This window comes from Lacticaseibacillus salsurivasis (genome assembly GCF_036246225.1).
GTDB lineage: Bacteria > Bacillota > Bacilli > Lactobacillales > Lactobacillaceae > Lacticaseibacillus > Lacticaseibacillus salsurivasis.
In genome coordinates this window covers 1-25,664 of sequence record NZ_BTTP01000005.1, presented here as the reverse complement: position 1 = coordinate 25,664, position 25,664 = coordinate 1, and the positions used below count along the sequence as shown (strand labels likewise).

Sequence of the window (25,664 nt, the reverse complement as noted above, 5' to 3'; positions counted from 1 at the left end):
CGACTGCTTTGCGGGTTAGCGACCTTGCTGGGCCTGTCCAATTTCATCCTTGAACCAGGTATTCCAAGGCGTTTCTGGCTGACCGTTAGCGGTAAACGGCGCCTTCAAAGCGACCAACAATGCCGCCATGTTATCGCCGCGATCGGCGACCAATCCGTCTAGCTTTTCTGCTTTCAAAAAGCTATCGTTATCAATCAGCCATTGGTTGATGTCTGCCACATGCCCGGACACATCGATCTGAGCCAGCAAATCCAGCCCTTCATTGTAATATTTTTCAATATAAAACTTGGCAAAACCCACCAGTGCTGTATGTTTTGCCGAATCACTCAACGCGTCAAATAATACCGTCTTTTCAGCCATGTCTTCAGTCATCCCTTCTCAAAATGTTCACCTTATACGATAAGCCAATGAAGGCCGGTTTGGCAAACAATTATAGTATTCAAAGAATTAAATGAAGTCTATTGCTTTCACTTGCTCAATGCGCTACTATCCTTCTATCAATTAACCATTGATAGCTCTAGGAAGGAACTGATGATAGTGAAGAAAGAAGACATTCATCTCGGCGATACCGTGAAGTGTAAGGTCAAAGAAGACATGGACCACCCCTTCACCGGCACCGTGCAAAAGGTTTACGAAAACTCGGCACTGCTTGATATCACGGACTATGAAACCAGCGACAAAACGAACGCCGCTGAACTTAACTTCAAAATCGTGATCAACTTCAAGGCCATCACCAAGAACTTGGGTGGCGGCCGGCCGAATCCCACCCCATCAGAAGACGAAGCTGATTCTCAAGCTTAAGTATGAAACAAAGACGCCGGTTGCCATCAACCGCCGTCTTTTTTAGTGTTGTGATGCGCCGCCAGTTGCGCCAGCACCCAACCGACTGCCAGCCCCAGCACTGCCGGCACACACCAGCCTAAACCGTAAGCAAACCCCGGTAGATATCGGCCAAAATTCAGCAGCGTTTGCACGCCGCCGTGATGCCAGCTGGCCGGCAAGGCGTTGAGGCCATCCAGTAGTGCCGGCACCAACGTGAACACCGTCACCGTGTTAAACAGCCACCGCGATGCCCCCAGCAAAGGCGTCAGCAGGCTCAGTAAAATCAGCGTGATTGCTAGCGGGTAGATGAAGTACAGCACCGGCGTGGCCACCGCCAAAATCTGATTCAAGCCGGCGTTGGCGAAGATGATGGGTAAAATCGTCGCGACCAAGATCAGCCCTTGATACGGCACTTGCGGCAGAAGCTCGTGCATGGTATCACCAAACGCGGAGATCAAGCCAATCGCCGTTTTCAAACAGGCTAAAATCACAATGATGGCCAGTAGCACGCTGCCCACCGGTCCAAAATACGCATTGGCCACATTGGCCAAAATGGGACCGCCGTTACTGGCGCGGGCAAATTCGCCCAAGGCATTGCGCCCCAAAATAGCTAACAGTGCGTAGAGCACCGCCATCATCACCGCCGCCAGCACGCCAGCTTTGATGGTATCCTTAGCAATTTGGGTGGGCGCCGTCACCCCTAAATCCTTGATAGCATCCACCACAATGATGCCAAAAGCCAACGCGGCTAGCGCATCCATGGTCGAATACCCCGCGGTAAACCCGGTCAACACCGGCACTCTTTGATAAGTCGCGGTCGGCAATTGGCCGCGGCCCATTGGTTTAACCACCACGGCAATCAGCAAAACCGCCAGCGCAATCAAAAACGCCGGCGTCAGAATTTTCCCCACGTAAGTCATGATTTTGCTCGGCTTACGTGCAAACCACCACGCCGCCGCGAAAAACAGCACAGAAAACACTGCTAGACCCAGGGTGCCCTGCGTCGGCTTGATGAACGGGGCGAGGCCAATCTCATAGGAAATCGGCACCAGGCGCGGCAAGGCAAAAAACGGCCCGATGCAGAGGTACAGCAGCAAGGTGAAGCCATAGGCATACGGGCGATTGATGCGCTGCGCCATGGTATAAACGCCATCGCTTTTGCTCATCCCAATCGCCGCCACCCCTAACAGCGGTAGGCCGACGCCGGAAATCAGGAAGCCGAGCACCGCTGGCCCCAACGCCTGTCCCGCTTGCTGCCCGACAAACACCGGAAAAATCAAATTGCCGGCACCGAAAAACAGGCCAAAAAGCATGGTGCCAATGAAAAATAGCTCGCCTCGCGTGAGCTTGCGTTCGCCCATCTCATCGGGCTCCTTTCCAAAGGTGTCAGTGCGGCAGAAAAGTGACAGTGCGACTGGCTAGGCTAACCGTCATTCTAAGTACGCCAGCCTCCGCAGCCTGTTATAGTTGCGCTTCGGTCGGCAACGCTCGAGCGAGTAGCTACGCTCTGAGCCTCACCGGCAAAGAACGCCGGCAATGCTCATAGCTAGGCTACTCATCGAGCTAAAAACCGCCGACCTTCGCAGCCTGCCTAGTTGCGCTCCGCCTGGCAACGGATGAGCGTCCAGCTACGCTTAAGTCCTCATCGCCAAACCCGGCGATAATGCCTTAAGCTAGGCTAGCCGTCATCCTAAGTACGCCAGCCTCCGCAGCCTGTTACAATAAATACTTCGTCAAATATCGAGCGACGCCGTTTTCTGAATTTGGCGCCGTGACGGCATTGGCAGCGGCTAGGATTGCAGGGCGGGCATTGCCCATGGCGACCCCGACGCCGGCGTATTCAATCATATCCAAATCATTCATGTCGTCGCCAAAGGCAATGATATCATCCTGGGCAATGCCATACGCTGCGGCGACATACGCTAAGCCACGCGACTTGCTGGCATGGGCCGTGGTGATTTCCAGCGCCGTGTTTTCGCCGCTCCACGCGCCCCAGGTTTTAGCAATCAGTTCTGGATGCCGTTGTTTGACCGCAGCCGTCAACGGCTCCAAAGTCGCCTCATCGATAAACATGGTCACCGAAACTGGGGCTTGCGTGAGCCCCGCCGCGTCAAAGCGTGAAGCCGGCTGCGGCATATCGGGGAGAAACGGAATGTCGGTGTACCCATGATCCGCCCGCAGCAACTGCTTACCCTCGGCCACCATCACCTTGATGGCATAATCCTGGCGCAGCGTCAATAAATCCAGCGCATCCGCCACTGGAATCGTCGATTCGAGCTCATGGGCCCACGCTTGATGCGGAATATGAATCAAGGCGCCGTTGAAGTTGATCATCGGTCCTTGCAACCCCAGCTGATCGTAAAACTGCTCAGAAATCGAATCCGGCCGGCCCGTGGCAATCACCACCAGATGCCCTGCCGCTTCAGCTTGCTTGAGCGTCGCCACCGTGGCCGCCGTCAGCGTCCCTTCTGTATTCAAGGTGGTGCCGTCCAAATCCAAGGCGATCATTTTTCGTTGCATGCGTGGGCCATCCTTTCCAGTCAAAATGAATTGCATCTAGTTTATCAGAATTTGGAGATTTACCCAAGTGACGTCCTGCTCGCGTATAATAGAGTGCAGGAGGTCAGCACATGAACATTCAACTCTATACCGACGGCGGCAACCGCAACACCGGCAACGTCGCCGGCGGCAAGGTCAAGCCCACCGACAAAAGTGCTTGGGCAGCGCTGCTCATTTTTGGCGAGCACAAGAAAATGCTGTCCGGCGGCGATTATGGCCGCACCAACAATTTCATGGAAATCACTGCCGTTATTGAGGGCCTGACTGCCATCAACGACACCAGCTATCAAGTTGACATCTACTCTGACTCAGCTTATGTCATCAACACCATGACGGAAAAATGGTGGGTCAACTGGCAGAAAAACGGCTGGCGCAAAAAAGGCAAGCCGGTCATCAACGCCGACCTGTGGCAAGCGCTGCTGGCCCAAATCGGCCGCTTCCCACAGGCGCCGGTGTTCCATAAAGTCAAAGGCCACGCCACCAATCAGCACAATAACGAAGTCGATGCCGCGCTTAATCACACCATGGATCAACTACCGGATCGGCAGTAAATTATCGGGGTAATTGGTTTGAATAAACGTTTGAATCACCGTCAACATATGCGCCACTGACGGTGATTTTTGCGTGGTGGGATTCGTCACCAAACACAGCGTACGCGCGAACGGTTCAGAGAACGGATAGATATTCACATCGCCAGTCAGTTTTTGCAACGCCAGTTTTGGCAGCACGCCCCAACCCAGACCCGCTTCCACCATCGACAAAATAGATTGGTCATCGACGGAATACACCAACGAATTGGTGGACACTTGGTAACGATCCAGCGCCGCCTTGGTATCGCGGTCATAGTCGCCTTGCTGCAGGATAAAGGAGCGTTTGGCCATATCGGCATCCGTCATGGTCTTCCCGTTTTGCGGGACAAAATCGCGCGGCGTGATGCAGTAAATCGGATCCTTGAGCAGCGGTACCACATTCGCCTCCGCTACCGGCAGCAAGGAAAAACCAATATCCACAGCCCCGGTGCGCACTTGCTCCCCAATTTCGTTGAACCCACCTTGCATGACCGAGACCGCCACTGCTGGAGTTTCTCGTTTGAAGGCTTGAATAATGCCCGGTAGCCAGTTGGTTGAGACTGAGGAAAAGGCCCCCAGCCGCACCCGCCCAGTATTCAGACCGTTGATGTTATCGGCGATTTGCGCCAGTTGATCTTCCAGATTCAAAATCGCCTGCACCGTCGGCAGCACCTTCGCCCCGTCTGGCGTCAACGCCACGCCTGTACGGTTGCGGATAAACAAGGGAAAACCCAGGTCTGTTTCCAGCTGACTCACACTGTGGCTGACGGCGCTGGGCGTGACATTCAGGCTCGCCGCGGCTTGAATGAAGGTTCCTTTCTCGACCACCGCCCGAAATACTTGATAGCTAAAATTACTCATAGTGACTCCTTATGTGAACGAATTTCATTTTATGCTCTGATAGTTGATTATTATTTATGATACACGAGTTCGCGGCGGCGTCAATCGGCCACGGGTGGCGGCGCCGGGCTCCGCTTGGGGCGTGCGGCCTGCTGTGCGGCCGGTTCGAGCCAAAACACGGTCTCGCACCTAATTATAGAGCCTCAACTCGCTTCGCTCTCTTGAGTCTCTAGAATTGCCGCGATGAGGACTGGTCAGCCTAAAAAGCGCAGTCTGACCAGTCCTCATCGGCTCACTGCTAGCCGCGTACCACAAGCTCCGCCCATCACCACCACCCGCTCGATAACGGTAGCGAATACGTTGATGGCTTGGATCTAACTCTCCACGTTCAAACCGAATAACAGTGCAACACCGAGCACTGCAAAAATTGTTCACCCAAGCGCAAGATTGTGGAGTTTTAATTTGAAGCCATTACTGTTCTCCAGCGGCGGCAGGCGGGACGGCAGAGGGGCGGGGTGGTCCAGCCGCGAAACAGTTGGCCCACGAGGTGACTGCATAGCAGGCAGCTCCTGGGCTAACTGGGGGCAACTTTGAGACGACACGGAGCGCGCCAGCGCGATGGTCGGCTCAAAGTTGAGGCTGGAGACCGCCCTATGGCTCCAGCCGTCCCCCGCAGCCGGACCAACACGACCCGGCGCCATCCCGCTTGCCGTTGCGGCCCTCCCCAAAACAAACAAAAAACGCCAGCTCCATCAACTAGAGCCAGCGTCAGTTTAACCTAAGTATCCAATCACCATCGCAATGACCAAAATCACCAGCACAATCGTCGTGATCCAGGCGTAGAGATGGTCTTTTTCTTTGATGAACGCATAAATCGAAACCACGACCCGAAGCACCGGCGTCAGGATCAAGAGGAACAAGCCCAGCATCAACACGGCGTACGGCTTAAACGCAATCACACCTTGCAAAATCGCTCCCGGCTTGCTGGGATGCACCCCTGCCGGATAGCCGCTTTGGCCGGTAATCAACAGCAACGCCAATCCAATCACGATTACGGCGGCGGCAATGATGACCCCAATGCGTAAAATCTGGCCGATGATGAGCTCAATATCTTGGGTTTCTTTTTTGACCTCATTGTCCATTAGATGCTCACCCCGAATCCTTTAAGTAGCATTTGCAGGCCCATGTAGCCAATCACCGGAATGAAAATCAGCCGTAGTACCTTGGTTGGCATGATTTGCATCAGCCGCGTGCCCAAAGTGGCCCCAACCAAAATCCCCACTGCCAGCGGTGCGGCGATTTCTGGCCGCAGGCTACCATTGAAGAAGTACACCGTGGCACTGGCCGCGGCGGTAACCCCCATCATCAAATTGGAGGTCGCAGTGGAAGGCTTCAGCGGCATTTTCATGATGGTATCCATCGCCAATACCTTGAATGCCCCGGAGCCGATACCGAGCAGGCCAGAAGCCAGCCCAGCGCCAAACATCATGGCAAAACCACCAGGCACGTTGGTGACTTGATAATTGACCTCTTTGCCCTGGGCCTTGTCGAAGTACGCGCCATTCAACTTGAGTTTTTCAGCGGCAGGGTCAGGGGTGGGCGCTTTGATGTTTTCCGGCTTCATCAGCATTTTCCTGATCATGTTGTACACCGAAAACAGGAGCAAAGCACCAAACAGGAAGTAGAGGAACTGGCCATCAATCAGGCCAGTCAATACGGCACCGAGCACCGCGCCGACCGTGGTGGCAATTTCTAGGAACATGGCCACGCGCAGGTTCAGCATTTCATCTTTCAAATAGGCAATGGTGGCGCCAGAGGAAGTCGCAATCACCGCGATGATGCTAGCGGCAATGGCATACTGAATCGGCAGGCCCATCATCAGCGTCAACACTGGCGTAATGATAATGCCTCCGCCCAGCCCCAACAGCGCGCCAAGAATGCCGGCCATCAGCCCGACACCAATCAACAATATCGCTTGACTTAACACGGACTACTCCCCCTTTTTGGCGGCAGGAGTCCGTTTGGTTGCGGCTTTGCGCGTGGACGACTTCTTCGTGGTTTTGCGGGTGGTCACTTTGCGGGTCGTGGATTTACGCGCGGTGGTTTTGGCGCGGTTCGCCGGTGCGGCCTTAACCACCGGTTTCGGGGCGTCGTGGTTGGCTTTGATGCGGACCAGGTCTTCGCTGACCTCGGCAATCACCGCTGCCTGGTTAGCCTTAGGATGAGCCAAATAGGTTTCGGCATCGGCGACCAAGTCGATATGCAAATCCGAGGCGTTCAAATCCGGCGTGGCCACAATCAAATAGATCTTGAGGGGCGCCATGCTGTCAGGATCCAGAAAATTGCTGACCTTTTTGCTATCCGCAAACGGCAGGTTGATGACGCCGGTTTCGAGTCGCACATAAGTTGGCGTCTCAGAGGTGATGGTCAGCTGCGCTTGAATCAGCTTGCCGGCGTTAATGGCCGCTTCTAGATCAGCAAAAACCGGCGCCAGCGCCCCGGTGAGGTCAGCTTGCGCCTGCTGGGGCGTGACTGAGTGGTTGATTTGTTCGAAGTTTTCTTCTTGAATGGCGGTTTGAAACGCCTTGACGTTGATTTCCATATTCACCCTTCTTCGTCGATTACTGTCGCCATCATATAATAAATCGCTATACGGTTTCAAGTTGTCCCCGCCAGCACCGGCTTTCAAAGCCCGAACACTTGTTTTATACTGGAAGGAAACTAGCGGCGGGAGGTGAAGACGTGAGCGATCGCATTGGGGTGCGTGAATTAGTCGAATTAACGGTGCGGACTGGTGATTTGGACCCAGTAACCACCAATTCGAATAACACAGCGTTGCTTGGCGCTCAGATTCACCGCAAGCTGCAGGCGGCCCATGACGCCGACTACGAAAAAGAAGTCTACCTCGCCCAAACCGTGACCGTTAACGATCACGCCTACACCATTGATGGCCGCGCCGATGGGGTCGACAGCAGCCACGCCCGCGTCATCATCGAGGAAATCAAAACCTCCGCCCGGGATTGGGCCGATGTCACCCAAAACACTAAGGATCGGTACTGGGCGCAGGCGCGGGTGTACGGCCATTTTCTGTGCGACAAGCGCGATTTACCTGAAATCGAGCTGGATTTAATCTACTATCAAACCAATACCGACCAAATCACGCGCTTCACCGAAGTCGCCACTGCCGAAGATTTAGCGGATTATTTTCAAGATCTGCTGAACGACTTTGGTGACTGGCTCAAAATGCGTAGCGATATTATTGCCGCCCGCGATGTCAGCATCGAGCCACTGGCCTTTCCGTTCCCAGCTTACCGCAAAGGCCAGCGCGAACTGGCCGCCGCAGTGTACCGCACCGTGGCCAACCACACCCGACTGTTCGTCGAAGCGCCAACTGGCACCGGCAAGACAATTTCTACCTTGTTCCCAGCCATCAAAGCGATGGGCACCGGGCTCATTCAGCGCCTGTTTTACCTCACGGCCAAGCAAAGCACTCGGCACGTTGCCGAAGATGCGATGGCCCTGCTGGCCCAAGGTGGCTTGGTGGCCAAAAGCATCACGCTGACGGCCAAAGACACCATTACGTTTCCCGAAGAGCCAGACGACCCGACTACTAATCCGTACATGCTCGGCTATTATGATCGGCTCAAGCCGGCGCTAAAAGATATCCTGGGCCACGAAAATGCCATCACCCGCGCCACCATCGAAAGTTACGCCCGCAAGCACACGCTTGATCCCTTTGAATTCTCGCTGGATGTGAGCTTATTTTGTGATGTCATTATCTGCGACTACAACTATCTATTCGATCCGGCGGTGTACCTGCAGCGCTTCTTTGCCGAAGACGATCCGACGAACTTCTTCTTAGTCGACGAAGCCCACAATCTCGTGGCCCGGGCCCGGGAAATGTACAGCGCCAGCGTGACTGACAGCGACTTTACCAGCCTACGCCAAAGCCTCGACGCCAAAAAAGGCCAGGGCTTACCGGCGATTAAAGGCGCCCTGACCAAAGTGATTACCGCCTTTGACGCGGCCTGGCTCAGTGTGGATTCCCAGCCCCTCACCTTCCAGCGCGACCAGCTCGATGATTTTATCGGTCAACTCACCACCTTCACCACTGCCGTCCACGACTGGCTGGGGCTGCCGCCGGAAGCCCGTGAGCAGGCGCTGGTGGATTTGGTACTACCCGTATTTTTTGCCGCCACCAGTTACCTACGCATTGCCGATTACTATAATTCGGCTTACGAAACCGAAATTGCCAGCACCGACGGCCAGCTGGTGTTCACTGAGCTCTGTCTAGACCCCAGTGCCTTCATTGACGCCTGCATCCAAAAAGGCGGCGGGGCAGTGTTCTTTTCTGCCACTTTGTCACCGCTGAATTACTACCAAGATGTCCTCGGGGGCCAGGAAAACAGTCTGGCTTATCGCCTCACGTCACCCTTCCCGCAGGACAATCTCAAGGTGGTGGTGACCACCAATATCACCCCCACTTATCGGCTGCGCGAGCAAAGCCTGCCAGCGCTGATTGCCAGCCTCACGGTGATGGTCAGTACCAAACCTGGCCATTACCTGGTCTTTTTGCCTTCGCACAGCTATCTCACCACGGTGGCTGCCGCCTTTCAACAGGCCAATCCAGACCTAGATTGCCTTGTCCAAGGAAGCCAAATGGACGGCGAGGCGCGCAGTAGCTTTCTGGCCCGGTTTCGCGATGACGACGCGCCAGTGATTGGTTTTGCCGTGCTCGGCGGAATTTTCTCCGAAGGCATCGATCTTGGCGGTGCAAAGCTGATCGGGGTGGCCATTGTCACGGTCGGTTTGCCTGGACTTAATCCAGAAACCGATGAGTTGCGGCGCTACTTTGACCAACAAGGCAAAGATGGCTTCGCCTATGCCTATCAGCTGCCTGGCTTCAACAATGTGCTTCAAGCCGGCGGCCGCGTCATTCGCGGCATGCATGACGTCGGGGTGGTGCTACTGGCGGACAGCCGCTTTGCCGGGCCGCGGTATGCCCCGCTGTTCCCGCCGCACTGGACCCACGCCCAGGTGACCAATGGCGTCGATAGTTTAGCTCAAGTTTTGACCCAATTCTGGGAGGCCCATGATGAAAACCAACCTCACCCTTGATTTAGAAAAGACCCTTTATGCTTACTGGGAAGAGCAAGGCGCCACTGCCGTCGAAGAAGTCACGATGCCAGATGAGCAAGGCATTGTGGACACCTTAGTGATGCAAAGTGGTAGTCCCCGCACCTGGCGCTGCTTTGAACTCAAGGTGACCAAAAGCGACTTTCACAGCACGGCCAAACTCAGCTTTGTTGGCCACTACAATTATTTTGTTTTGCCGCTGAAGCTTTATCAGCAAGTCAAAACCGAAATTCCGCAAAGCATTGGCGTGATGACTTATCAGCCTTTCGCCAAAGCCGCGCTGGCCGCCGCTACGGTGCCCATCACGACGCCTGGCCAGCTGACCATTTCTCGGCCGCCGCGCTACCAGGAACTGCAGGTGCCAGAAGCTGAGCTGTTGGACCGCTTTATGGCTAGCCTCAACCGCGAAGTGCAAAAGGCCAAACAGGTAGACAAGGGACTGGCACATTTTAGCGACAATGAGCTCCTGAAGGAATTGAAACGCCGCAGCGACCACTATCAAATCTACGATCCTGAGAGCAATCTCTATGACCGGGTGCTAGGCGACATCGAAGCGACCGCTGTGGCCAGTCTGCAGGAAGAAGTGGACGCCTTAAGCGCTGAGCTGGCGGCATTGAGGGCCAAGGCATGAAGTATTATCCCTTAATTCGCGGCCGCCAGTTTGATTTACTGGCGCTGCGGGAAGCCGTGCAACAAGATCAGCTGAGCCCGCAGATTATCCCAGTGATTGAACCAGTCAAGGACCTCCCAGCGCTGGTAAGCGTTGCTCAAGCCTTCAGTGCCGCCGCCCATCCCTTGTTCATCATCCAAAATCCGCAAGCCGGCGACTACGGTCTGCTAGCAGCGCCGCGCTATGTGCCGGCACTTGATGAGTGGTGTCAGCCGGCCCGTTATTTTGACGGCCAACCGGCGCCGCTGTTAATTGTGCAAACTAAGGCCCAAGTCCAGACTTTGCCGAAAAAGCAGCTGGCGCTGGTGCCTAATGAAGCGCGGGTGCGCCAGCTCGCTCATCCCCGGGCCATTTACCTGGAAGACCACACCCCGACCCGCGAACGCACCGAAGATTACGCGACGGTGCAACGCGAATTTTACCAGTATCCAGCGCAGGCGCTGCCTGGCGTGGGCTTTGCGGATTACCCGCTGGCGGTGCAGCATTTTGACCCGCATGGCTATCCGCAGCGCGCCATTGCCCTCCATCTGCTTTACCCGCAAGATGACCAGCTCTGGTTGCAGCATTTGGTGTCGGTAAACAACGCGGATTACAGCGACCCGGCGGGCAAGTTCTTCGAAGCGCTAACGCCGCTCCCGGCCTGGCTCGCGGCGCATCCCGACGCCGGCACTCCGGCCACGGATGCCTTGCTGGCTTTCGCGACCCAGCAGCATTTTCCCGGGCTCGGCACCGTGCGCAAGCTCCAGCTACGGCATTTACTCAGCATCATGGGCCGCTGGCTCGCGTAGCGACGGCATACAAAAAACCTCAAGCACCAGCGAAAATGCTGAATGCTTGAGGTTTTTTCGGACTTTCAACTAGAACACGCGGACCCCGAAGGAAGGCATGAAGTAGCTTGAAATTGTCCCGGTGGAAACGGTCTTCCCAGGTTGAACTGAGTGGATGTACTGACCGTTGCCGATGTATAGGGCGACGTGGTATGGCGTGCCGTTCTTGGACCAGAAGACCAAGTCGCCGGCTTGCAGGTTGCTGATGGAAACGCGGGTCCCATCATTCTGCTGCGAACCCGTGTAGCCGCCCAAGGTGATGCCAGCGGCGTTCTTGAAGACGTAATACATCAGGCCTGAGCAGTCAAAGGAAGCTGGCCCTTTGGCACCCCATTGATATGGCTTACCGAACTGCGCCCGAGCCAAGTTGATGATGGCCTGGATCCGCTGAGCGCGGGTCTTAGTTGGCGTGGTTTGGGTTGGCTTTGCCACTGGCGTTGGGGCTGGCGTGCTTGGCTTAGCCGGTGTGGTTTGCGCCGGTGTCGTCTGTGCAGGCGTCGTGGTGGTGGTTTGGGCTGGCGTCGTCGCGGCTGGCGTCGTCGCCGTAGCCGTGTTCGTCAAGAAGCGGGCAGGCACAAAGCCGCCGCTAATCTGATACCAGGTTTCACCGCCAGCAACGACTTTGCCGGTAGCAGTCAACTTGGTCCCATTAGATAAGTATTTGCCCGTTGCGGTCTTATAAGCGGCCGTGGACCAAACAGTGACAGCACCGCTATAGTTGACCGTCATGTTGTAAGTACCGGCGGTCACGGCTGGCTGGCTAACAGCTGGGGTCGTGGTGGTCTGGGCCGGCGTCGTGGTGGTAGCTGCTGGTGTGGTCGTTGCAGCTGGCGTCGTGGTAGTGGCTGCTGGCGTCGTCGTTGCGGCCGGTGTAGTCGTGGTGGCAGCTGGCGTCGTGGTCGTCGTCTTAGCTGGCGTGGTTGCGGCCGGCGTTGTGGTTTGTGCTGGCGTGGCAGTCGTAGCTGGAGCAGCTGCTACCGTGCCATTTTCAGAGGCAAACCGGGCTGGGACATAACCGCCTGAGCTCAGCTGGTACCAAGTTTCGCCATTGCTGCTGGTTTTAGCCACTGCAGTGACCTTTTGGCCGGCAGTCAAATAGCGACCGGTTGGGTTGGCATAACGCGTGCCCGTCCAGACAGTGGTGGCGCCAGCGGTATAAGTCACGGTCAAGTTATACTGACCCGCGGTGCTGGCACTGCCAGCGGTTTGCGTGGTGGCTTTGGTGGCGGCAGCCGTAGCGTTAGCCTGCTGTTGGCCTTCGATGCGCAGGTAGATTTCAGGAATCCACTCGTTAGCGCCGATCTGGTACCAGGTTGCACCATTGACCTTCTTTTGGCCCTGAATGGCAATCTGCTGGTTGAACAGCACATAGCGCTTAGCTTGATTGAACGCAGGCGTCTTCCAGACAGTGGTTGCACCCTGCTGGTAAGTCACTGTGCCAGTTGTTGCTGCGCTTACTTGGTTTGGGGTGGCAACGGCTGCGGCTAAGCCGGCTGCGCCTGCTAACCCTGCGGTAAGTGCCAATGCCTTAGTTGACTTTTTCATACGATAGAGCCTCCAATTCGAACATCACTTTTAAACTTATGATAGCTATTTTAAATTTTCTTAACGTTTAATGTAAGATTATCACGCCGAAGCACGCAATGCACCGAATAAGCGTTCGTTTTTGTCCAAGTTACCCTGGCCAAGCCGTGATACAAGCGATAACCACGGTCTTAAAACCGTCCAAGTTCGTTATTTTTCATTTATGTTACAGAGTCTTCACGGTCTCCAAAGCGACCTTAATCATGTCGTCAAAACTCGTTTGCCGTTCTTGGGCAGTGGTTTCTTCGCCAGTGATCAGGTGGTTGGAAACCGTCAGAATCGCCAGGGCCTGGCGGTGATACTTCGCCGCCAACAGATACAAGGCTGGCGTTTCCATTTCAGTCGCTAACACCCCGTAGTCAATCAGCTTTTGCCGATCCATTTCGTCATTATAGAAGCGATCTTCGCCCAAGACATTGCCGACATGCAGGCGCACGCCCATTTGAGTGGCGGTAGCTGCAGCCTTGGCCAGCAAGCCATAATCAGCCAGCGGGGCAAAATACATCCCCGGACCAAAGGTATTCAGAATAATGCTGGAATCCGTGGTGGCACCTTGCGCAATCACCAAGTCGCGAACCTTCACATCGTTCGCCAAGCCGCCAGTCGTCCCAACGCGAATCAGTGTCTTCACGCCATAGTCTTGCATCAGTTCCGTGGCATAAATGCTGATGGAAGGAATCCCCATCCCGGTCGCCTGCACTGACACCCGGCGGCCCTGATACGTCCCAGTGTAACCAAAAGCATTCCGCACGGTGTTATACAGCACCGCATCTTCCAGATAGGTTTCCGCAATGTATTTTGCCCGCAATGGATCGCCTGGCAGCAGCACCACGTCAGCAATCGCGTCTTTAGGGGCATCAATATGTGTACTCATCAGGTCCTCCTTACTTCAACGCGGCCAAAAACGAGTGGCCCACGCCAGTGCCAGCAACACCAAAGTTTTCCAAAATCGTGGCGCCCATGTCAGCAAATGGTGACCGAATGCCTAAATCGCCGCCCCCAGGCAGGGACTTGCTATACACCACCAGCGGCACAAATTCCCGCGTGTGGTCAGTCCCGCGGAAGGTCGGGTCATTGCCATGGTCGGAAGTGATCATCAGCAAGTCTTCTGGCTGCATCGCCGCCATTAATTCGCCCAGCTGCTGGTCAAAGGTCATCAGCGCCTCGCCATCCCCTTGCGCATTACGGCGGTGGCCATACATGGCATCAAAATCCACCAAGTTGGTAAAAATGAACCCCTGGCGGTCAGATTTGACCTGCTTAATGGTTTGATTCATGCCATCGACATTCGACACAGTGTGAATGCCATCATCGAGGCCCTGGCCAGAGAAAATATCGTTGATCTTCCCGACCCCATAAGTTGGCACCCCAGCGGCTTGCAAGCGGTCGAGGTCGGTCGGGGCGTTGGGCATCAAGGCATAATCATGCCGATCTGAGGTGCGAGTGAAGTTTTCAGCCGAATCACCGACATACGGCCGCGCAATCACCCGACCAATCTTGTAAGGGGCATCGGTGGTAATGCTGCGGGCATACTCACAAATCTTGTACAGTTCCTTGAGCGGAATCACCGCCGTATTAGCGGCAATCTGCAGCACCGAATCCCCTGAGGTATAAACAATCAAATCGCCGGTTTTGAGCTGCTGCTCACCGTATTTAGCGATGACTTCGGTGCCGGAATAAGGCAAATTGACAATCACCTTACGGCCTGAGAAGTCCTCAATTTGCTTGATCAGTGCTTCCGGGAAACCTTGTGGGAAAAAGCCCAGCGGTGCCGTCACCGGCAGGCCCATCATTTCCCAGTGGCCATCCATGCTGTCTTTGCCGGCGGAAATCTCGGCCATTTTGCCGAAATAGCCAATCGGGTGGGCGATAGGCGCCACGCCTTCAATTGGCTGGTCCTGGCGAATATTACCCAAGCCCAGCTGCTGCCAGTTAGGAAGCGCCAGCTGGCCTTTGAAGAAGGTGCCAATGTGGCCAAGGGTATCGGACCCTTCGTCGTTAAACTTGGCTGCATCCGGCGCTTCACCGATGCCGATGGAATCCGTGACAATGCCAATCACACGCTTGAACTGAGCCATTAGTGAGCCTCGCTTTCTTCAAGAATCTTGACCCCAGCGCTGGCCCCTAAACGATCGGCCCCGGCATCAATCAAGGCTTTGGCTTCGGCATAAGAATGAATGCCCCCGGCGGCCTTCACGCCGAGCCGAGTGCCGACGGTTTCACGCATCAAGGCCACATCGTGCACTGTCGCGCCACCAGCAGCAAAGCCCGTCGAAGTCTTCACAAAATCCGCGCCAGCCGCTTCAGCCGCCTGGCAAGCCCGAACTTTTTCATCATCAGTGAGCAAAACCGCTTCAATGATGACCTTCAGCAGGCCGGCTTTGGCATGCGTGGCATCTGCCACGGCCTGAATATCGGCTTTAACTTGGTCGTCATGGCCGGCTTTGAGCTCGCCGATGTTGAGCACCATATCGACTTCCTTGGCGCCATCATCGATCGCCTGGTTGGCTTCAGCCACTTTAATGAAAGTGGTGTTGGCCCCCAGGGGAAAACCAATCACGGTGCACACATTCACATCGCTATCGCGCAAGGCCGCCGCGGCCCGCGGCACCCAGTAAGGATTGATGCAGACACTGGCAAAATCGTACTGCTTGGCTTCCGCCATAATCTGGTCGATTTGGGCCTGGGTAGCGTCTGGCTTCAACAAGGTGTGATCAATATATTTCGCTAATGGCTTTTCCATAGTATGCTCCTTTAAAACGTCCTGATTTAATGCGTCATCTTCCTAAATAGTACCATATAACCAGCGCCTCACTCGCCTCTCTGCGAAAAATCCGTCGGTTTAGTTACGCTCCGGTCGGCAACGCATGAACCATCAAATATGCAGCCTTAGTTGCGCTCAGTCGAGCAACGGAGACGTGACCAGCTACGCTCTAATCCTCAAAGCCAAAAAACGGCTTCGAGGATTAGAGCTAGGCTAGCCAGTCTCCTAAAAGCGCTCGACTTCGCAGCCTCAAAAAACAGCCATCCGCAGATGACTGTCCCAAAATCCCTCGTTTTAAGATTACCCGCCCAGGTAAGTCGCCTGAACGTCTTCACTGGCTAGCAACTCCTGGCCGGTGCCGGTCATTTTGACTTGCCCATTGGCCAGCACATAAGCGCGGTCAGCAATTTGCAAGGCCTGCTGGGCGTTTTGCTCAATCAAGAGCACTGTCACCCCTTGGGCATGAATGGCTTTGATGATATCAAAAATCTTGTTGATGTAAATCGGCGCCAAGCCCATTGACGGCTCGTCTAGCAGCAAGAGCTTGGGTTTGGCCATCATGGCCCGGCCCATCGCCAGCATCTGCTGTTCGCCGCCGGACAAGGTGGCTGCGTCTTGGCCGCGGCGTTCCTTCAACACGGGAAACTGGTCGAAAACCGCCGTTAGCTGCTCACTTTGGGTCTTGGGCGTGAGATACGCCCCCATGCGTAAGTTCTCACTGACCGTCAGGCCTTCGAACACATGCCGGCCTTCTGGCACCTGGGCGATACCGGCCTTGACGATTTTCGAGGCCGCCATTTTGGCCAGGTTTTGCCCATCATAATCAATGGTGCCGCGGCTGGGCCGGAGCAAGCCACTGATGGTTTTCAAAATCGTGCTTTTGCCTGCCCCATTGGCACCAATCAGGGTCACAATTTCGCCGTCGTTCACGGTGAAGTCCACGCCGCTCACGGCTTGGATGGCGCCGTAATGCACGGCCAGGTCGGTCACTTTAAGCATGCACGCCACCTCCCAGATACGCCGCAATCACGGCCGGGTCCTTTTGAATTTGGGCCGGGGTGCCTTCTGCAATCATTTTGCCGTGATCGAGGACATAAATACGCTCAGCCAGGTTCATCACGAGGCTCATATCATGCTCAATCAGCACCACCGTGAGCTGAAAATCGGTTCGCAGCTTTTCAATCAACTCGCGCAGCCCAGCAGTTTCTTCCGGGTTCATCCCAGCGGCCGGTTCATCGAGAAAAATGATGCGCGGCGCGGTGGCCGCGGCGCGGGCGATTTCCACCCGGCGCTGGGTGCCGTATGGCAGATTGCCCGCATCGAGATCGGCCACCGCCGTCAAATCAAATTCCCGCAGCAAGGCATCGGTCCAGCCACCCACCAAGGCCTCTTTTTTGTAGTAAGCCGGCAGCCGCAGAATTTCGGAAAAAAAGTTTTCGTGGTAACGATGCGTCATCGCTGCTTGCAGGTTATCACGCACCGAAAGTTTAGAAAATAGCCGGATATTCTGAAAGGTGCGCGCCAAGCCTAGCTTAGCAATCTCGCTGGGGCGCTTGCCTAGCAGCGCCACTTTGCCGCTAGCCGTGGTCAAGGTCACCTTGCCGCTGGTGGCTGGTGTCACCCCGGTCAGCAGGTTGAACAGCGTGGTTTTCCCAGCGCCATTCGGGCCAATCAAGGCCACTAATTCGCCGGCATCGACATGCATGTCGACATCGGCCACCGCATCCAGGCCGCCAAATTGTTTACTCAACTTCGTGACTGTCAGTAGTGCCATGATGGCCTCCTTTCCGCTCCAAAAGCCCTTTGATCGACACTTCATAGCGGCCCAACAGGCCACTAGGCTTGAACACCATAATCAAAATCAAGGCTAAGGCGTAAATCACCATCCGCAAGGCGCCGAATTGCTGCAACGCCGTGTCCAGCACGCCGAGCACAATGGCGGCCACGAAGGTGCCTGTAATACTGCCGACTCCGCCCAGCACCACGATAATCAGCAATGAGATGGATTGCATAATGCCAAAGTCGCTGGGGGCAATGGTTTGGATGTACACCGCATGCAAGGAGCCCCCGATGGCCGCCGTTGCCGCGCCCATCACAAACGCCGCCAGCTTCCACTTGGTGGGGTTGATCCCCACTGCTTCGGCGGCGATTTCGTCTTCGCGAATCGCCTGAATGGCGCGCCCAGCGCGACTGCGGGCAAAGTTGACAATCATCAAGGTCGTCAAGCAAACAAACACATACACGGTTGGCCAGTTCGCCAGCGCTGGAATGTTGTACATCCCCGCCGCGCCGTTGGTGATTTTCAGATTGTTGATGACGACGCGAATGATTTCCGCGGCACCCATGGTCGCAATAGCCAGGTAATCCCCGCGCAGGCGCAAGGTCGGAATACCGATGACCACCGCCACCAGCATGGCAATCACCATGCCCACACCCAGCGACAGGTAAAAGCCCAAGGTGTTGCTCATTTGCTGAGTGATGATGGCAGTGGCATACGCCCCAATCGCCATAAAGCCGGCATGACCCAACGAGAATTGGCCTGAAAAGCCAATAATCAAATTCAACCCGGTGGCCAAAATAATATTGATGCCGATGGTAACCAGCATGTTTTCAATGAAGGCATTGATCACGCCGACCACAATCAGTTCATTGATCAGGTAGAAGCCTGCCACGGCCAAAACCAGCCAGATCAACGCTGCTTTCCATTTGGCTTGCATGACTTACACCTTCTCCTTCACGTTTTTGCCCAACAGCCCGGCTGGCAACACAATCAAAATAATAATCAAGACGATGTACACCGCTGCATCCTTGTAGGCTGAGAGTCCAATCGCCTGCACGAAGGTTTCCAGCAAGCCAATCAGGAAGCCGCCAATCGCGGCCCCTGGAATCGAGCCAATGCCGCCGACCACCGCCGCCACGAAGGCTTTGATGCCTGGCACCATCCCCATCAGCGGATCGATGGAGTTGTAGTACAGCCCAATCAGCACCCCGGCCGCGCCGGCCAAAGCCGAACCCAGACCAAAGGTGAAGGAAATAATGTGATTCGGGTCGATGCCCACCAGCTCAGCAGCTTCTTGATCCACCGCCACGGCGCGCATCGCGGTGCCCATCCGGGTGTGCTGAACAATCAGCTGCAGCCCGACCATCAACACCAGCGCCACTGCCACAATCAGCAGTTGAATATTGGTAATGGTGACGCCGAAGAAGGTGTAGCGCGCCTGCCCAATGACCTGCGGAAAGTTCCGCGTATTAGCCCCGAACAGGAACGACATCCCATTTTCAAGAAAATACGACACCCCGATGGCGGTAATCAAGGCGGTAATGCGCGGCGAATGGCGCAGCGGTCGGTAAGCGAGGTACTCAATGACCATGCCTAAAATCGCCGAGACGGCCATGGCAGACACCAAAGCCACGCCGAAATCGACGTGGTATTGGTTGATGACATAGTAGCCCCAAAAGGCCCCAATCATATAAATATCCCCATGGGCAAAATTGATCAGCTTGATAATCCCATAAACCATGGTGTACCCCAGCGCCAGCAGCGCGTAGATACTGCCTAAGGATAAGCCGTTGATCACTTGCTGGAAAAAGGTTTGCACAACGCAGCCTCCTTGTGGTTACTTCTGTTCGATGGCACTGACAACTTTGCCTGCCTTCAGCTCTTCAATCATGATCGGCTTTTCCGGATCATGATGGGCGTTCACGGTCATTTCACCGGTGACCGCTGGCATGTTTTTGATCTTGGCCAAGGCTTTGGCAATCTTCACCGAGTTAGTGGAGTTAGCGGATTCGATAGCTTGCTTGATCATCAGCACGGAGTCATAAGCCAGCGCCGAGAACGTCGGCGCTTCGGTGCCGTATTCCTTTTTGAAATCAGCCATAAAGGTCTTGGCCAGTTTGTTGGTAGCCCCAGCCTTACTGGAAAATGGTGTGGTGTAGTAGATGTCAGAGGCATTGGCATTGCCGGCAATTTCGGCCAGCTTCGGATCTGCCATGCCATCAGAGCCGACAATCGGCACGATGATGCCAGCGGCGCGGGCTTGCTTGATAATCAGCCCGACTTCGGAGTAGTAGCCTGGCGCATAAATCGCGTCGATTTGCTTGTCCTTGATGGCTGTCAGCAAAGCGTTAAAGTCTTTGTCGCCTTCCTGGAAGGACTGCTGGGAAACAATCGTGCCGCTAAAGGCTTTTTTGAAGGCCTTTGCGAGCCCAGTGCCGTAATCGCTGGAGTTATCTTCCAAAATGGCAACCCGCTTGGCTTTCAAGGTGTTATCAACGAAGTGCGCTGCGGTTTCACCTTGGAAGTTGTTTTCAAAGCAAGCGCGGAAAACATACGGCTGCACCTGGCCATTTTTCTGCAAGGTGTAATCAGGATCCGTGGCACTTGGTGAAACTGAAGCCACCTGGGCTTTGGTGATATTCGGAATGGCCGCCGTGCCGTCGTTAGTGGTGGCGGGCCCAACAATCGCGGAAACGCCGTCAGAGCCGGCCAACTGCGCCGCCACGGAAGCCGAACCAGAAGTGGTGGACTTGTTATCGCGAATGACCGTTTCTATCTTCATCTTTTTGCCGTTGACCTTGATGCCACCGGCGGCATTGATCTGCTTCACTGCCAGTTGGAAGCCTTGCTTCATCTGGGCCCCATAACCAGCGGCGGCACCAGACAGCTCCATGTTCATGCCAATTTTGATGGTGTTGCCTTTGCTTTCGTTACCTTTGCTGCTGGCGGTGCTGGTAGCACAACCGGCCAAGGCGACAGCGCTCATCAGGGCGACAGCGCTCATCATCATCTTTTTCACAGAAATCTTCATTTGTTTTCCCCTTTTCCCAAATTAAAGGTGGTGCTTGCCCATAAAAAATCCGGTCTCATTATTGCAACGAGGCCGGATCCGAAGCGCCCCATTGCTAAAGCAAAGATAGGGCTCAACATGTCAGCAGATTTGCTAAACCGTTGGGTCCTTCTCCAGCAACAACAAGGCCAGAATTTGGGTGGTGCGAAGTGCTTGACTCGTTGTGTTTTCAATCATGAGCGCCTCGCCCCTTTCAACATTAGTTAATGATTAGAATTTACACCAACGACTCATTTTCGTCAACCTTAAGTTTTAACTTCTTCATTTAGTTGATTTCAATGATGAATACGGCCGCAGGTGAGGGTGGGGCGGCGCCGGGGCGCGGTGGTCCACCCTCATCTGCTAGATAGCAGTAACGGATTCGCATGCCCAACCTGAAATTCGCCACTGGCAATCAAACCTACAATCTTCGCGAACCTACTACAAAAGGAATTCACTGATAGCTGGACTTCTGCAGACAAAAAAGCACGCCAGCCAAGTTGAACTTGGTTGACGTGCATATGTCAGTACCGAAAACCGATAAGGCCCGCTGGCTCCACAACCTTGGACCACTGATCCCCACAATCCGGCGGGTGTCAGGCAAGCCTGGCGTGATCAGCTGACCTTTCACCATTACTGGTTACTCGACTCATCGCATGAAGTCATTATATCATTTTTCCAGCGGCATTGCAGCCCGCCGGTAGGTTTGCTCTGCCAGCAGCTGGGCCATCATGAACCCCACCGCAATCGCACCGGCCACCATCGCCACCCGGAACGTGAGCGACAGGGCTTGATCAAAGTTACCTAACACCAGTGCCCGCACCGCTTGATAAGCGGTAGCTCCAGGCACTAAGGGCACTAAGCCGGGAATGTTGAAAATAATCACCGGCATTTTTTTGCGGCGGGAGAAAATCAGGCCACAAATCCCAATCGCAAACGCGCCCAGCAGATTGGCGAGCATGCGGCCAGTCGCGAGCTGCATGAGACTCCAATACACCAGCCAGCCAATTGCCCCGGCCCATCCAGCCAGGTTCAAGGCACGATGCGGCACGTTAATAATAATGGCAAACGCGATGGTGGAAAGGTAGCTAAAGCTGACCTGAATCAAAATCTGCACCGGTAATGGCATAAGCTAACGCTCCTTAAGCAATGAGGTAAAAGCTCCCGTTGAAGAGCTTAAAAGAACCGGAATATAATGGCCACGCCGGCACCAATCGCGCAGGCGCTGAGAATGGCCTCCATACCGCGGGCCATGCCAGACAGCAAGTGTCCGGCAAGCATGTCGCGTATCGAATTGGTGATCGCCACCCCTGGCACTAGCGGCATCACGGCGCCCACAATCACGTTGTTCAGGCTGCGACCGACGCCGAGGCGCACGCCCAGCCAAGCGGTGAGGCCCACGGCGAAGGCACCAAGTAGTTCACTCATGAACCGTACCTTGGTCAAGCTGCTCATCCGCAGATACACCGCAAAGCCAATGGCGCCCACGACGGCAGCTAGCGGCATATCAAAGAAATCGTATTTCTGGGCGAAAATCACCATCAAGGTGGTACTACATAACGCTGCGGCTATGATTTGCAGCCACACCGGGAAAAACGGCGTGTTACGGTCCAGTTTTTCCAGGGCGGCATACAGCGTATCGAGGTCGATGTCACCGGCGGCAAATTGCCGGGAAAGATTGTTCACCCCGGCGACCTTTTCCATATCAATGCCCCGCTGGCTGACCGGCGCGATTTGGACATCGGGCTGGCCGGCCACGCCGATGAACAACCCGGTGGGCGTAGTGAAGACTTGGGGCGCCGTTTCCCCAGCGTTTTTGGCGATGCGGGCCATAGTGTCGTCGACCCGGTACATTTCCGAACCGCCTTCGATCATGATCCGTCCCGCCAGCAGGCAGGTTTTTAAAATTTTATCAGCCATGCTGTTTGTCCTCAATAAAGGTTTGGAAAAATTGGGCGAGTTTGGCTTTCGGGTAGGCGCCGGTAATTTTTTGTACCGGCTTACCATCCCAAAACAGCAGCATCGTCGGAATGCTTTGCACGTGATACTGCTCGGCCACGGCTTTATCGTCAGCCACATCCAGCGTCAACACCTTCAGCGGCAACTCTTGTTCCAAGGCCGCCAGGGTTGGACTCAAAATCCGGCATGGCGCGCACCATTCGGCCCACAAGTCGACCACGGTGAGGCCTTGGCCAAGCTGGCTGGTCAGCGTTTTGCTCGTTACTGCGGTTGGCATCGTCATTCCCCCAATTGGTTAAAGTCTAAGGCTCATTTTAGCATTGTCGGCCAGTGGCGCCTAGCTTTGGCCAAGCAAAAACGAGGGGCCCAGGGCCGCCTCGTTTGATCAAAGCTTATTCTTTGGTGAATTCATCATATGCGGCTTGATCCATCACGTAATCGATTTCGCCGATGTACTCATGCACTGGGGTATCCGGTGCGAAAGGATGCTTGAAGCGATACAACCCATCGCTGCTATCCAGGCCCCAGACGCCACCCATATCGTAGCGTTCCTTGTGCAAATCACAGGCCCACTTGATCATCTCATATTGGAGCAGATAAGGAATCATCAGGCTGTTTTTAATGCGCATCGAACCGCCATACATGTGCCAAACCTTGTCGCCAAAAGCAAAGGCAATGGCGCTGGCTTGCAGCTGGCCATCCACCCGGGCGATGAAAATCTTCATCTGGCCTTTGCCGGCAAAAGCAGCCGCCATCCGGTCAAAATAAGCCAGTGGACGGTAGGTAATGCCGTGGATGTCGCTCATGGTCTTGTAGGCTTCAAAGAACTCTGGCATCAGTTTATCGGCATCGCCACTTTCAACGGTCACGCCACTTTTCATGGCATGGCGAATCTTGGTGCGGGTTTTGCCAGTCATCGTGGCCATCACGCCATCGATGTCTTTATCTTTGATATCCAACACAATATTGAAGCGCGGCTGAATGGTATCGTGATTGCCATCGAACTGGCGATTGCGCATCACATAGCCCCGCGCCTTGAACGCATCATTCAAGGCATCGCTGTAATCCAGCTCTGGGTCCATTCGCAGCAGAAAAGCGTGGCGGGCTTTCAACTCTGGCAACGCTTCTTGCACCAAGGCATCGATGGTGTCGAGGTCAGTGGGGTCACACACTGGGCCTTTGGAGCAGTAGGCGAAGGTATTGCCGGCTTTGTCAGTGACGGTCAAAATCGACATGCCCGCCGTGATTTGGCCGGCTTTTTCCAGATAGACATACAACGGCTGCCAGTTACTTTTGACCTTGGACCAAGCAACTGATTGGGTGACTGAGGTGTACGGTGCGTCCTCGACAAACTGCTCGTAGCGCGCAACGGCCTGCGCATCATTCAAATCAACAATTGGCATCGGCTATTTTCCTTCCTTCTTGGCGGCAAAACGCGCCTTGTAGCTGGCGTAATATTTCTTAATCCGGTGGTTACGCATGAATGACTTGTCTTCGGCATATTCTAGCGTATTGCCCCACTTGCCAGCATCGATTAAGGCCTGCATGTGCTTTTGAATTTCCGGATCAGTGACATTTGCCACCGCATCATCAGGGTTGACCCCGAGCCACAAGAAGTCGGTATCAGCGTATTCCGTCGCCGTGAACGGTTGGTTGAACACGCGGTCTTCAACCATCGGCTTAATCAGGTTATACCCGCTGGCCGTGGTGTAAAAGCCGCTGCGGCCTTGGCGCGGATTCAGTTCAATCAGCTTGAACTGCTGATCATGCACGTCGAACTTTAGATCAAAGTTACCAAAGCCAGAATAGCCCATGTGCTCGACGAACTTGGTCAGCCGATTTTCAATATCTTCGTGGTATTCAATGAAAGTCGCCACGTAATTGCCGACCAAAAAGTCAGATGGGTCCTGCAGCAATTGCCGCCCCATCGTCATTTGACGCACCTTGTGGTTTTCATCAGCATAGAAGTTGATGGTATACATCGCTGTATCGCCGCCAGGAATGAAGTCTTGCAGCAAAATGCGGCCATCGTAACCGGCAGCATAGGTGCGCTTGATCATGTCCACAATGGCAGCCTTGTCATTGAACTTATAAGCCTTGCGCTGGCCTTCAAAATTCAGCGCAATTTGCTGCGCGGCGTCGGCTGGCTTCATGGCAACCGGGAAGGTCAGCGGCAGGTCAGCCACCTTGGCTTCGAAGTTGCTTTGATCAACCACCACGGTTTTAGGATAAGGGAGGTCATTTTCTTCGCACAGGGCGTAGAAGTGGTCTTTATAGTAAACGTTGTCCAAAACGGTTTCAGAAGGATAAGGAATAATGTAAAGGTCCTCAAGCGCCTGGCGATTGCGAATAGCCAGTTCCGTATATTCATCCCCTGCTGTGATCAAAATCGGCTTCACGCCTGGGGTGGCATACTTTTCTGCCATCTGTTTCAAACCAGCAACAAAGCCGTCATTGGTTTTGAATTGATCAACCAGTGTCACGTCACAAATTTGTGAATCCTTAGTCATCGCCAGTGCCGAAACACCGATACAGTGACTTTTAACGCCATAAGCCTCATAGAATGAGCGGGCCATGCCGTAAATATTGACATCCGTCCCAACCAAAATTGGCACGATTCGATTTGTATCTACCATAATGGACTCCTTTATTTGCTTAACTTAAGTTTCATTTCTCATTATCGCATAGTTTCCCGCGGGGTAAAGGCCTCGGGGCCGGCCTTTTTGAATTTCTCAACAACTCCTGGCGCAAAAAAAGAAGCCAAGGCAACCGCCTTGGCTTCGCACTGAAGGAGAGCGAAGGGATCGAACCTCCGTACGCATTGCTGCGCCCACAAGCCGCAAGCGACTCGCAACATTACCACTCTGCCAACTCTCCATAACAACGTCTAGCTTACCAATTTCACCGGTTCTTGTAAACCGTTCTGTGAAAATCAACTAGACTTTTTCATTAAAAAAGACCGATCACTCGGTCTTTGGAAGCGCGGCAGCTTCCTACCCTCGCAGGCAGTCACCCACCAACTACTCTCGGCGTAGAGAAGCTTAACTTCTGTGTTCGGCATGGGAACAGGTGTATCCTTCTCGCTATCGCCACCGCACTTCATAT

General features: G+C 54.5%; 26 protein-coding genes, 1 tRNA gene and 1 rRNA gene. 5 read left to right on the top strand and 23 right to left on the bottom strand.

Features of this window, described 5'->3' with window-relative positions; genetic code table 11:
- Positions 1-15: 15 nt before the first annotated feature.
- Positions 16-372, bottom strand: a complete 357-nt coding sequence (locus AAA927_RS05525; protein ID WP_338216459.1) for a hypothetical protein — start codon at positions 370-372, stop codon at positions 16-18.
- Between the two features lie 165 nt (positions 373-537).
- Between AAA927_RS05525 and AAA927_RS05520 the strand changes: the two genes are divergently transcribed.
- The gene (locus AAA927_RS05520) at positions 538-801 is read left to right on the top strand and encodes a DUF2187 domain-containing protein (RefSeq protein WP_125579517.1); all 264 of its coding nucleotides are present in this window, start codon (positions 538-540) and stop codon (positions 799-801) included.
- A 26-nt stretch (positions 802-827) separates the two neighbouring features.
- Here the strand turns inward: AAA927_RS05520 and brnQ are convergent, their stop codons facing one another.
- A complete protein-coding gene (gene brnQ, locus AAA927_RS05515; RefSeq protein ID WP_338216457.1) occupies positions 828-2,183 on the bottom strand; it encodes a branched-chain amino acid transport system II carrier protein in 1,356 nt (451 codons plus the stop codon).
- Between the two features lie 355 nt (positions 2,184-2,538).
- The gene (locus tag AAA927_RS05510; protein WP_338216455.1) at positions 2,539-3,342 is read right to left on the bottom strand and encodes a Cof-type HAD-IIB family hydrolase; all 804 of its coding nucleotides are present in this window, start codon (positions 3,340-3,342) and stop codon (positions 2,539-2,541) included.
- A 110-nt stretch (positions 3,343-3,452) separates the two neighbouring features.
- On the opposite strand from AAA927_RS05510, the gene AAA927_RS05505 reads away from it, so the two are divergent.
- Complete coding sequence (locus tag AAA927_RS05505; RefSeq protein ID WP_338216453.1) at positions 3,453-3,932, top strand: ribonuclease H family protein; 480 nt, start codon at positions 3,453-3,455, stop codon at positions 3,930-3,932.
- On the opposite strand, the gene AAA927_RS05500 is transcribed toward AAA927_RS05505, so the two are convergent.
- The 4 genes from AAA927_RS05500 to AAA927_RS05485 form a co-directional block, all read right to left on the bottom strand.
- Positions 3,915-4,811 (bottom strand): LysR family transcriptional regulator, encoded by an 897-nt coding sequence (locus AAA927_RS05500; protein ID WP_338216450.1) that lies wholly within the window; start codon positions 4,809-4,811, stop codon positions 3,915-3,917. The genes AAA927_RS05505 and AAA927_RS05500 overlap by 18 nt on opposite strands.
- A 752-nt stretch (positions 4,812-5,563) precedes the next feature.
- Positions 5,564-5,932: a DUF1634 domain-containing protein gene (locus AAA927_RS05495; protein WP_125579402.1), complete on the bottom strand. Its 369-nt coding sequence runs from the start codon at positions 5,930-5,932 to the stop codon at positions 5,564-5,566.
- Positions 5,932-6,777: a sulfite exporter TauE/SafE family protein gene (locus AAA927_RS05490; RefSeq protein ID WP_125579401.1), complete on the bottom strand. Its 846-nt coding sequence runs from the start codon at positions 6,775-6,777 to the stop codon at positions 5,932-5,934. Before AAA927_RS05490 ends, AAA927_RS05495 begins: the two co-directional genes overlap by 1 nt.
- A gap of 3 nt (positions 6,778-6,780) precedes the next feature.
- Positions 6,781-7,392: a hypothetical protein gene (locus AAA927_RS05485; protein ID WP_338216447.1), complete on the bottom strand. Its 612-nt coding sequence runs from the start codon at positions 7,390-7,392 to the stop codon at positions 6,781-6,783.
- Between the two features lie 140 nt (positions 7,393-7,532).
- Between AAA927_RS05485 and AAA927_RS05480 the strand changes: the two genes are divergently transcribed.
- Genes AAA927_RS05480 through AAA927_RS05470 form a run of 3 tightly spaced genes read left to right on the top strand, consistent with a single transcriptional unit; the run spans position 7,533 to position 11,384 of the window.
- Positions 7,533-9,908 (top strand): ATP-dependent DNA helicase, encoded by a 2,376-nt coding sequence (locus AAA927_RS05480; protein ID WP_338216445.1) that lies wholly within the window; start codon positions 7,533-7,535, stop codon positions 9,906-9,908.
- A complete protein-coding gene (locus tag AAA927_RS05475) occupies positions 9,886-10,557 on the top strand; it encodes a hypothetical protein (RefSeq protein ID WP_338216443.1) in 672 nt (223 codons plus the stop codon). The genes AAA927_RS05480 and AAA927_RS05475 overlap by 23 nt, the downstream gene beginning before the upstream one ends.
- A complete protein-coding gene (locus tag AAA927_RS05470) occupies positions 10,554-11,384 on the top strand; it encodes a sce7725 family protein (RefSeq protein WP_338216441.1) in 831 nt (276 codons plus the stop codon). Before AAA927_RS05475 ends, AAA927_RS05470 begins: the two co-directional genes overlap by 4 nt.
- Before the next feature lie 69 nt (positions 11,385-11,453).
- On the opposite strand, the gene AAA927_RS05465 is transcribed toward AAA927_RS05470, so the two are convergent.
- From AAA927_RS05465 to rrf, 16 genes are all read right to left on the bottom strand, one after another.
- Positions 11,454-12,968, bottom strand: a complete 1,515-nt coding sequence (locus AAA927_RS05465; RefSeq protein WP_338216439.1) for a C40 family peptidase — start codon at positions 12,966-12,968, stop codon at positions 11,454-11,456.
- A 205-nt stretch (positions 12,969-13,173) separates the two neighbouring features.
- Positions 13,174-13,881, bottom strand: coding sequence for a purine-nucleoside phosphorylase (gene deoD, locus AAA927_RS05460; RefSeq protein ID WP_338216437.1), 708 nt, complete (start codon positions 13,879-13,881; stop codon positions 13,174-13,176).
- A gap of 10 nt (positions 13,882-13,891) precedes the next feature.
- Positions 13,892-15,085: a phosphopentomutase gene (locus tag AAA927_RS05455; RefSeq protein ID WP_270235049.1), complete on the bottom strand. Its 1,194-nt coding sequence runs from the start codon at positions 15,083-15,085 to the stop codon at positions 13,892-13,894.
- Positions 15,085-15,750 (bottom strand): deoxyribose-phosphate aldolase, encoded by a 666-nt coding sequence (gene deoC, locus AAA927_RS05450; RefSeq protein ID WP_338216434.1) that lies wholly within the window; start codon positions 15,748-15,750, stop codon positions 15,085-15,087. The genes AAA927_RS05455 and deoC overlap by 1 nt, the downstream gene beginning before the upstream one ends.
- A 321-nt stretch (positions 15,751-16,071) precedes the next feature.
- Positions 16,072-16,770 (bottom strand): ABC transporter ATP-binding protein, encoded by a 699-nt coding sequence (locus tag AAA927_RS05445; protein WP_125579392.1) that lies wholly within the window; start codon positions 16,768-16,770, stop codon positions 16,072-16,074.
- Positions 16,763-17,548 (bottom strand): ABC transporter ATP-binding protein, encoded by a 786-nt coding sequence (locus AAA927_RS05440; protein WP_435891511.1) that lies wholly within the window; start codon positions 17,546-17,548, stop codon positions 16,763-16,765. Before AAA927_RS05440 ends, AAA927_RS05445 begins: the two co-directional genes overlap by 8 nt.
- Positions 17,514-18,488 (bottom strand): branched-chain amino acid ABC transporter permease, encoded by a 975-nt coding sequence (locus AAA927_RS05435; protein ID WP_270235050.1) that lies wholly within the window; start codon positions 18,486-18,488, stop codon positions 17,514-17,516. The genes AAA927_RS05440 and AAA927_RS05435 overlap by 35 nt, the downstream gene beginning before the upstream one ends.
- 3 nt (positions 18,489-18,491) lie before the next feature.
- Positions 18,492-19,370 carry a branched-chain amino acid ABC transporter permease gene (locus tag AAA927_RS05430; RefSeq protein WP_125579389.1) on the bottom strand — a complete coding sequence of 293 codons (879 nt, stop codon included), beginning with the start codon at positions 19,368-19,370 and terminating at the stop codon, positions 18,492-18,494.
- Between the two features lie 18 nt (positions 19,371-19,388).
- Positions 19,389-20,582 (bottom strand): ABC transporter substrate-binding protein, encoded by a 1,194-nt coding sequence (locus tag AAA927_RS05425; RefSeq protein ID WP_338216428.1) that lies wholly within the window; start codon positions 20,580-20,582, stop codon positions 19,389-19,391.
- Positions 20,583-21,270: 688 nt separating this feature from the next.
- Positions 21,271-21,729: a threonine/serine exporter family protein gene (locus AAA927_RS05420; RefSeq protein WP_125579378.1), complete on the bottom strand. Its 459-nt coding sequence runs from the start codon at positions 21,727-21,729 to the stop codon at positions 21,271-21,273.
- 47 nt (positions 21,730-21,776) lie between these two features.
- On the bottom strand, positions 21,777-22,520 hold the full coding sequence (locus AAA927_RS05415) for a threonine/serine exporter family protein (RefSeq protein ID WP_338216424.1): 744 nt from the start codon (positions 22,518-22,520) through the stop codon (positions 21,777-21,779).
- On the bottom strand, positions 22,513-22,836 hold the full coding sequence (locus AAA927_RS05410; protein WP_338216423.1) for a thioredoxin family protein: 324 nt from the start codon (positions 22,834-22,836) through the stop codon (positions 22,513-22,515). Before AAA927_RS05410 ends, AAA927_RS05415 begins: the two co-directional genes overlap by 8 nt.
- Positions 22,837-22,951: 115 nt before the next feature.
- Complete coding sequence (locus AAA927_RS05405) at positions 22,952-23,962, bottom strand: lipid II:glycine glycyltransferase FemX (RefSeq protein ID WP_338216421.1); 1,011 nt, start codon at positions 23,960-23,962, stop codon at positions 22,952-22,954.
- A gap of 3 nt (positions 23,963-23,965) precedes the next feature.
- A complete protein-coding gene (locus AAA927_RS05400; protein WP_338216419.1) occupies positions 23,966-25,195 on the bottom strand; it encodes a carboxylate--amine ligase in 1,230 nt (409 codons plus the stop codon).
- A gap of 153 nt (positions 25,196-25,348) precedes the next feature.
- A tRNA-Arg gene (locus tag AAA927_RS05395) sits at positions 25,349-25,436 on the bottom strand.
- A gap of 103 nt (positions 25,437-25,539) precedes the next feature.
- Positions 25,540-25,656, bottom strand: a 5S ribosomal RNA gene (gene rrf / locus AAA927_RS05390).
- Positions 25,657-25,664: the final 8 nt, after the last annotated feature.

What these genes read in the sequence shown, in the direction of transcription:
- AAA927_RS05455 (WP_270235049.1), bottom strand. Translation starts at nt 15,085, where the DNA reads ATGGCTCAGTTCAAGCGTGTGATTGGCATTGTCACGGATTCCATCGGC.
- AAA927_RS05465 (WP_338216439.1), bottom strand. Translation starts at nt 12,968, where the DNA reads ATGAAAAAGTCAACTAAGGCATTGGCACTTACCGCAGGGTTAGCAGGC.
- AAA927_RS05500 (WP_338216450.1), bottom strand. Translation starts at nt 4,811, where the DNA reads ATGAGTAATTTTAGCTATCAAGTATTTCGGGCGGTGGTCGAGAAAGGA.
- AAA927_RS05510 (WP_338216455.1), bottom strand. Translation starts at nt 3,342, where the DNA reads ATGCAACGAAAAATGATCGCCTTGGATTTGGACGGCACCACCTTGAAT.
- deoC (WP_338216434.1), bottom strand. Translation starts at nt 15,750, where the DNA reads ATGGAAAAGCCATTAGCGAAATATATTGATCACACCTTGTTGAAGCCA.
- AAA927_RS05495 (WP_125579402.1), bottom strand. Translation starts at nt 5,932, where the DNA reads ATGGACAATGAGGTCAAAAAAGAAACCCAAGATATTGAGCTCATCATC.
- AAA927_RS05415 (WP_338216424.1), bottom strand. Translation starts at nt 22,520, where the DNA reads ATGGCTGATAAAATTTTAAAAACCTGCCTGCTGGCGGGACGGATCATG.
- deoD (WP_338216437.1), bottom strand. Translation starts at nt 13,881, where the DNA reads ATGAGTACACATATTGATGCCCCTAAAGACGCGATTGCTGACGTGGTG.
- AAA927_RS05410 (WP_338216423.1), bottom strand. Translation starts at nt 22,836, where the DNA reads ATGCCAACCGCAGTAACGAGCAAAACGCTGACCAGCCAGCTTGGCCAA.
- AAA927_RS05400 (WP_338216419.1), bottom strand. Translation starts at nt 25,195, where the DNA reads ATGGTAGATACAAATCGAATCGTGCCAATTTTGGTTGGGACGGATGTC.
- AAA927_RS05445 (WP_125579392.1), bottom strand. Translation starts at nt 16,770, where the DNA reads ATGCTTAAAGTGACCGACCTGGCCGTGCATTACGGCGCCATCCAAGCC.
- AAA927_RS05425 (WP_338216428.1), bottom strand. Translation starts at nt 20,582, where the DNA reads ATGAAGATTTCTGTGAAAAAGATGATGATGAGCGCTGTCGCCCTGATG.
- AAA927_RS05405 (WP_338216421.1), bottom strand. Translation starts at nt 23,962, where the DNA reads ATGCCAATTGTTGATTTGAATGATGCGCAGGCCGTTGCGCGCTACGAG.
- AAA927_RS05420 (WP_125579378.1), bottom strand. Translation starts at nt 21,729, where the DNA reads ATGCCATTACCGGTGCAGATTTTGATTCAGGTCAGCTTTAGCTACCTT.
- AAA927_RS05485 (WP_338216447.1), bottom strand. Translation starts at nt 7,392, where the DNA reads ATGGAAATCAACGTCAAGGCGTTTCAAACCGCCATTCAAGAAGAAAAC.
- AAA927_RS05505 (WP_338216453.1), top strand. Translation starts at nt 3,453, where the DNA reads ATGAACATTCAACTCTATACCGACGGCGGCAACCGCAACACCGGCAAC.
- AAA927_RS05470 (WP_338216441.1), top strand. Translation starts at nt 10,554, where the DNA reads ATGAAGTATTATCCCTTAATTCGCGGCCGCCAGTTTGATTTACTGGCG.
- AAA927_RS05435 (WP_270235050.1), bottom strand. Translation starts at nt 18,488, where the DNA reads ATGCAAGCCAAATGGAAAGCAGCGTTGATCTGGCTGGTTTTGGCCGTG.
- brnQ (WP_338216457.1), bottom strand. Translation starts at nt 2,183, where the DNA reads ATGGGCGAACGCAAGCTCACGCGAGGCGAGCTATTTTTCATTGGCACC.
- AAA927_RS05525 (WP_338216459.1), bottom strand. Translation starts at nt 372, where the DNA reads ATGACTGAAGACATGGCTGAAAAGACGGTATTATTTGACGCGTTGAGT.
- AAA927_RS05475 (WP_338216443.1), top strand. Translation starts at nt 9,886, where the DNA reads ATGAAAACCAACCTCACCCTTGATTTAGAAAAGACCCTTTATGCTTAC.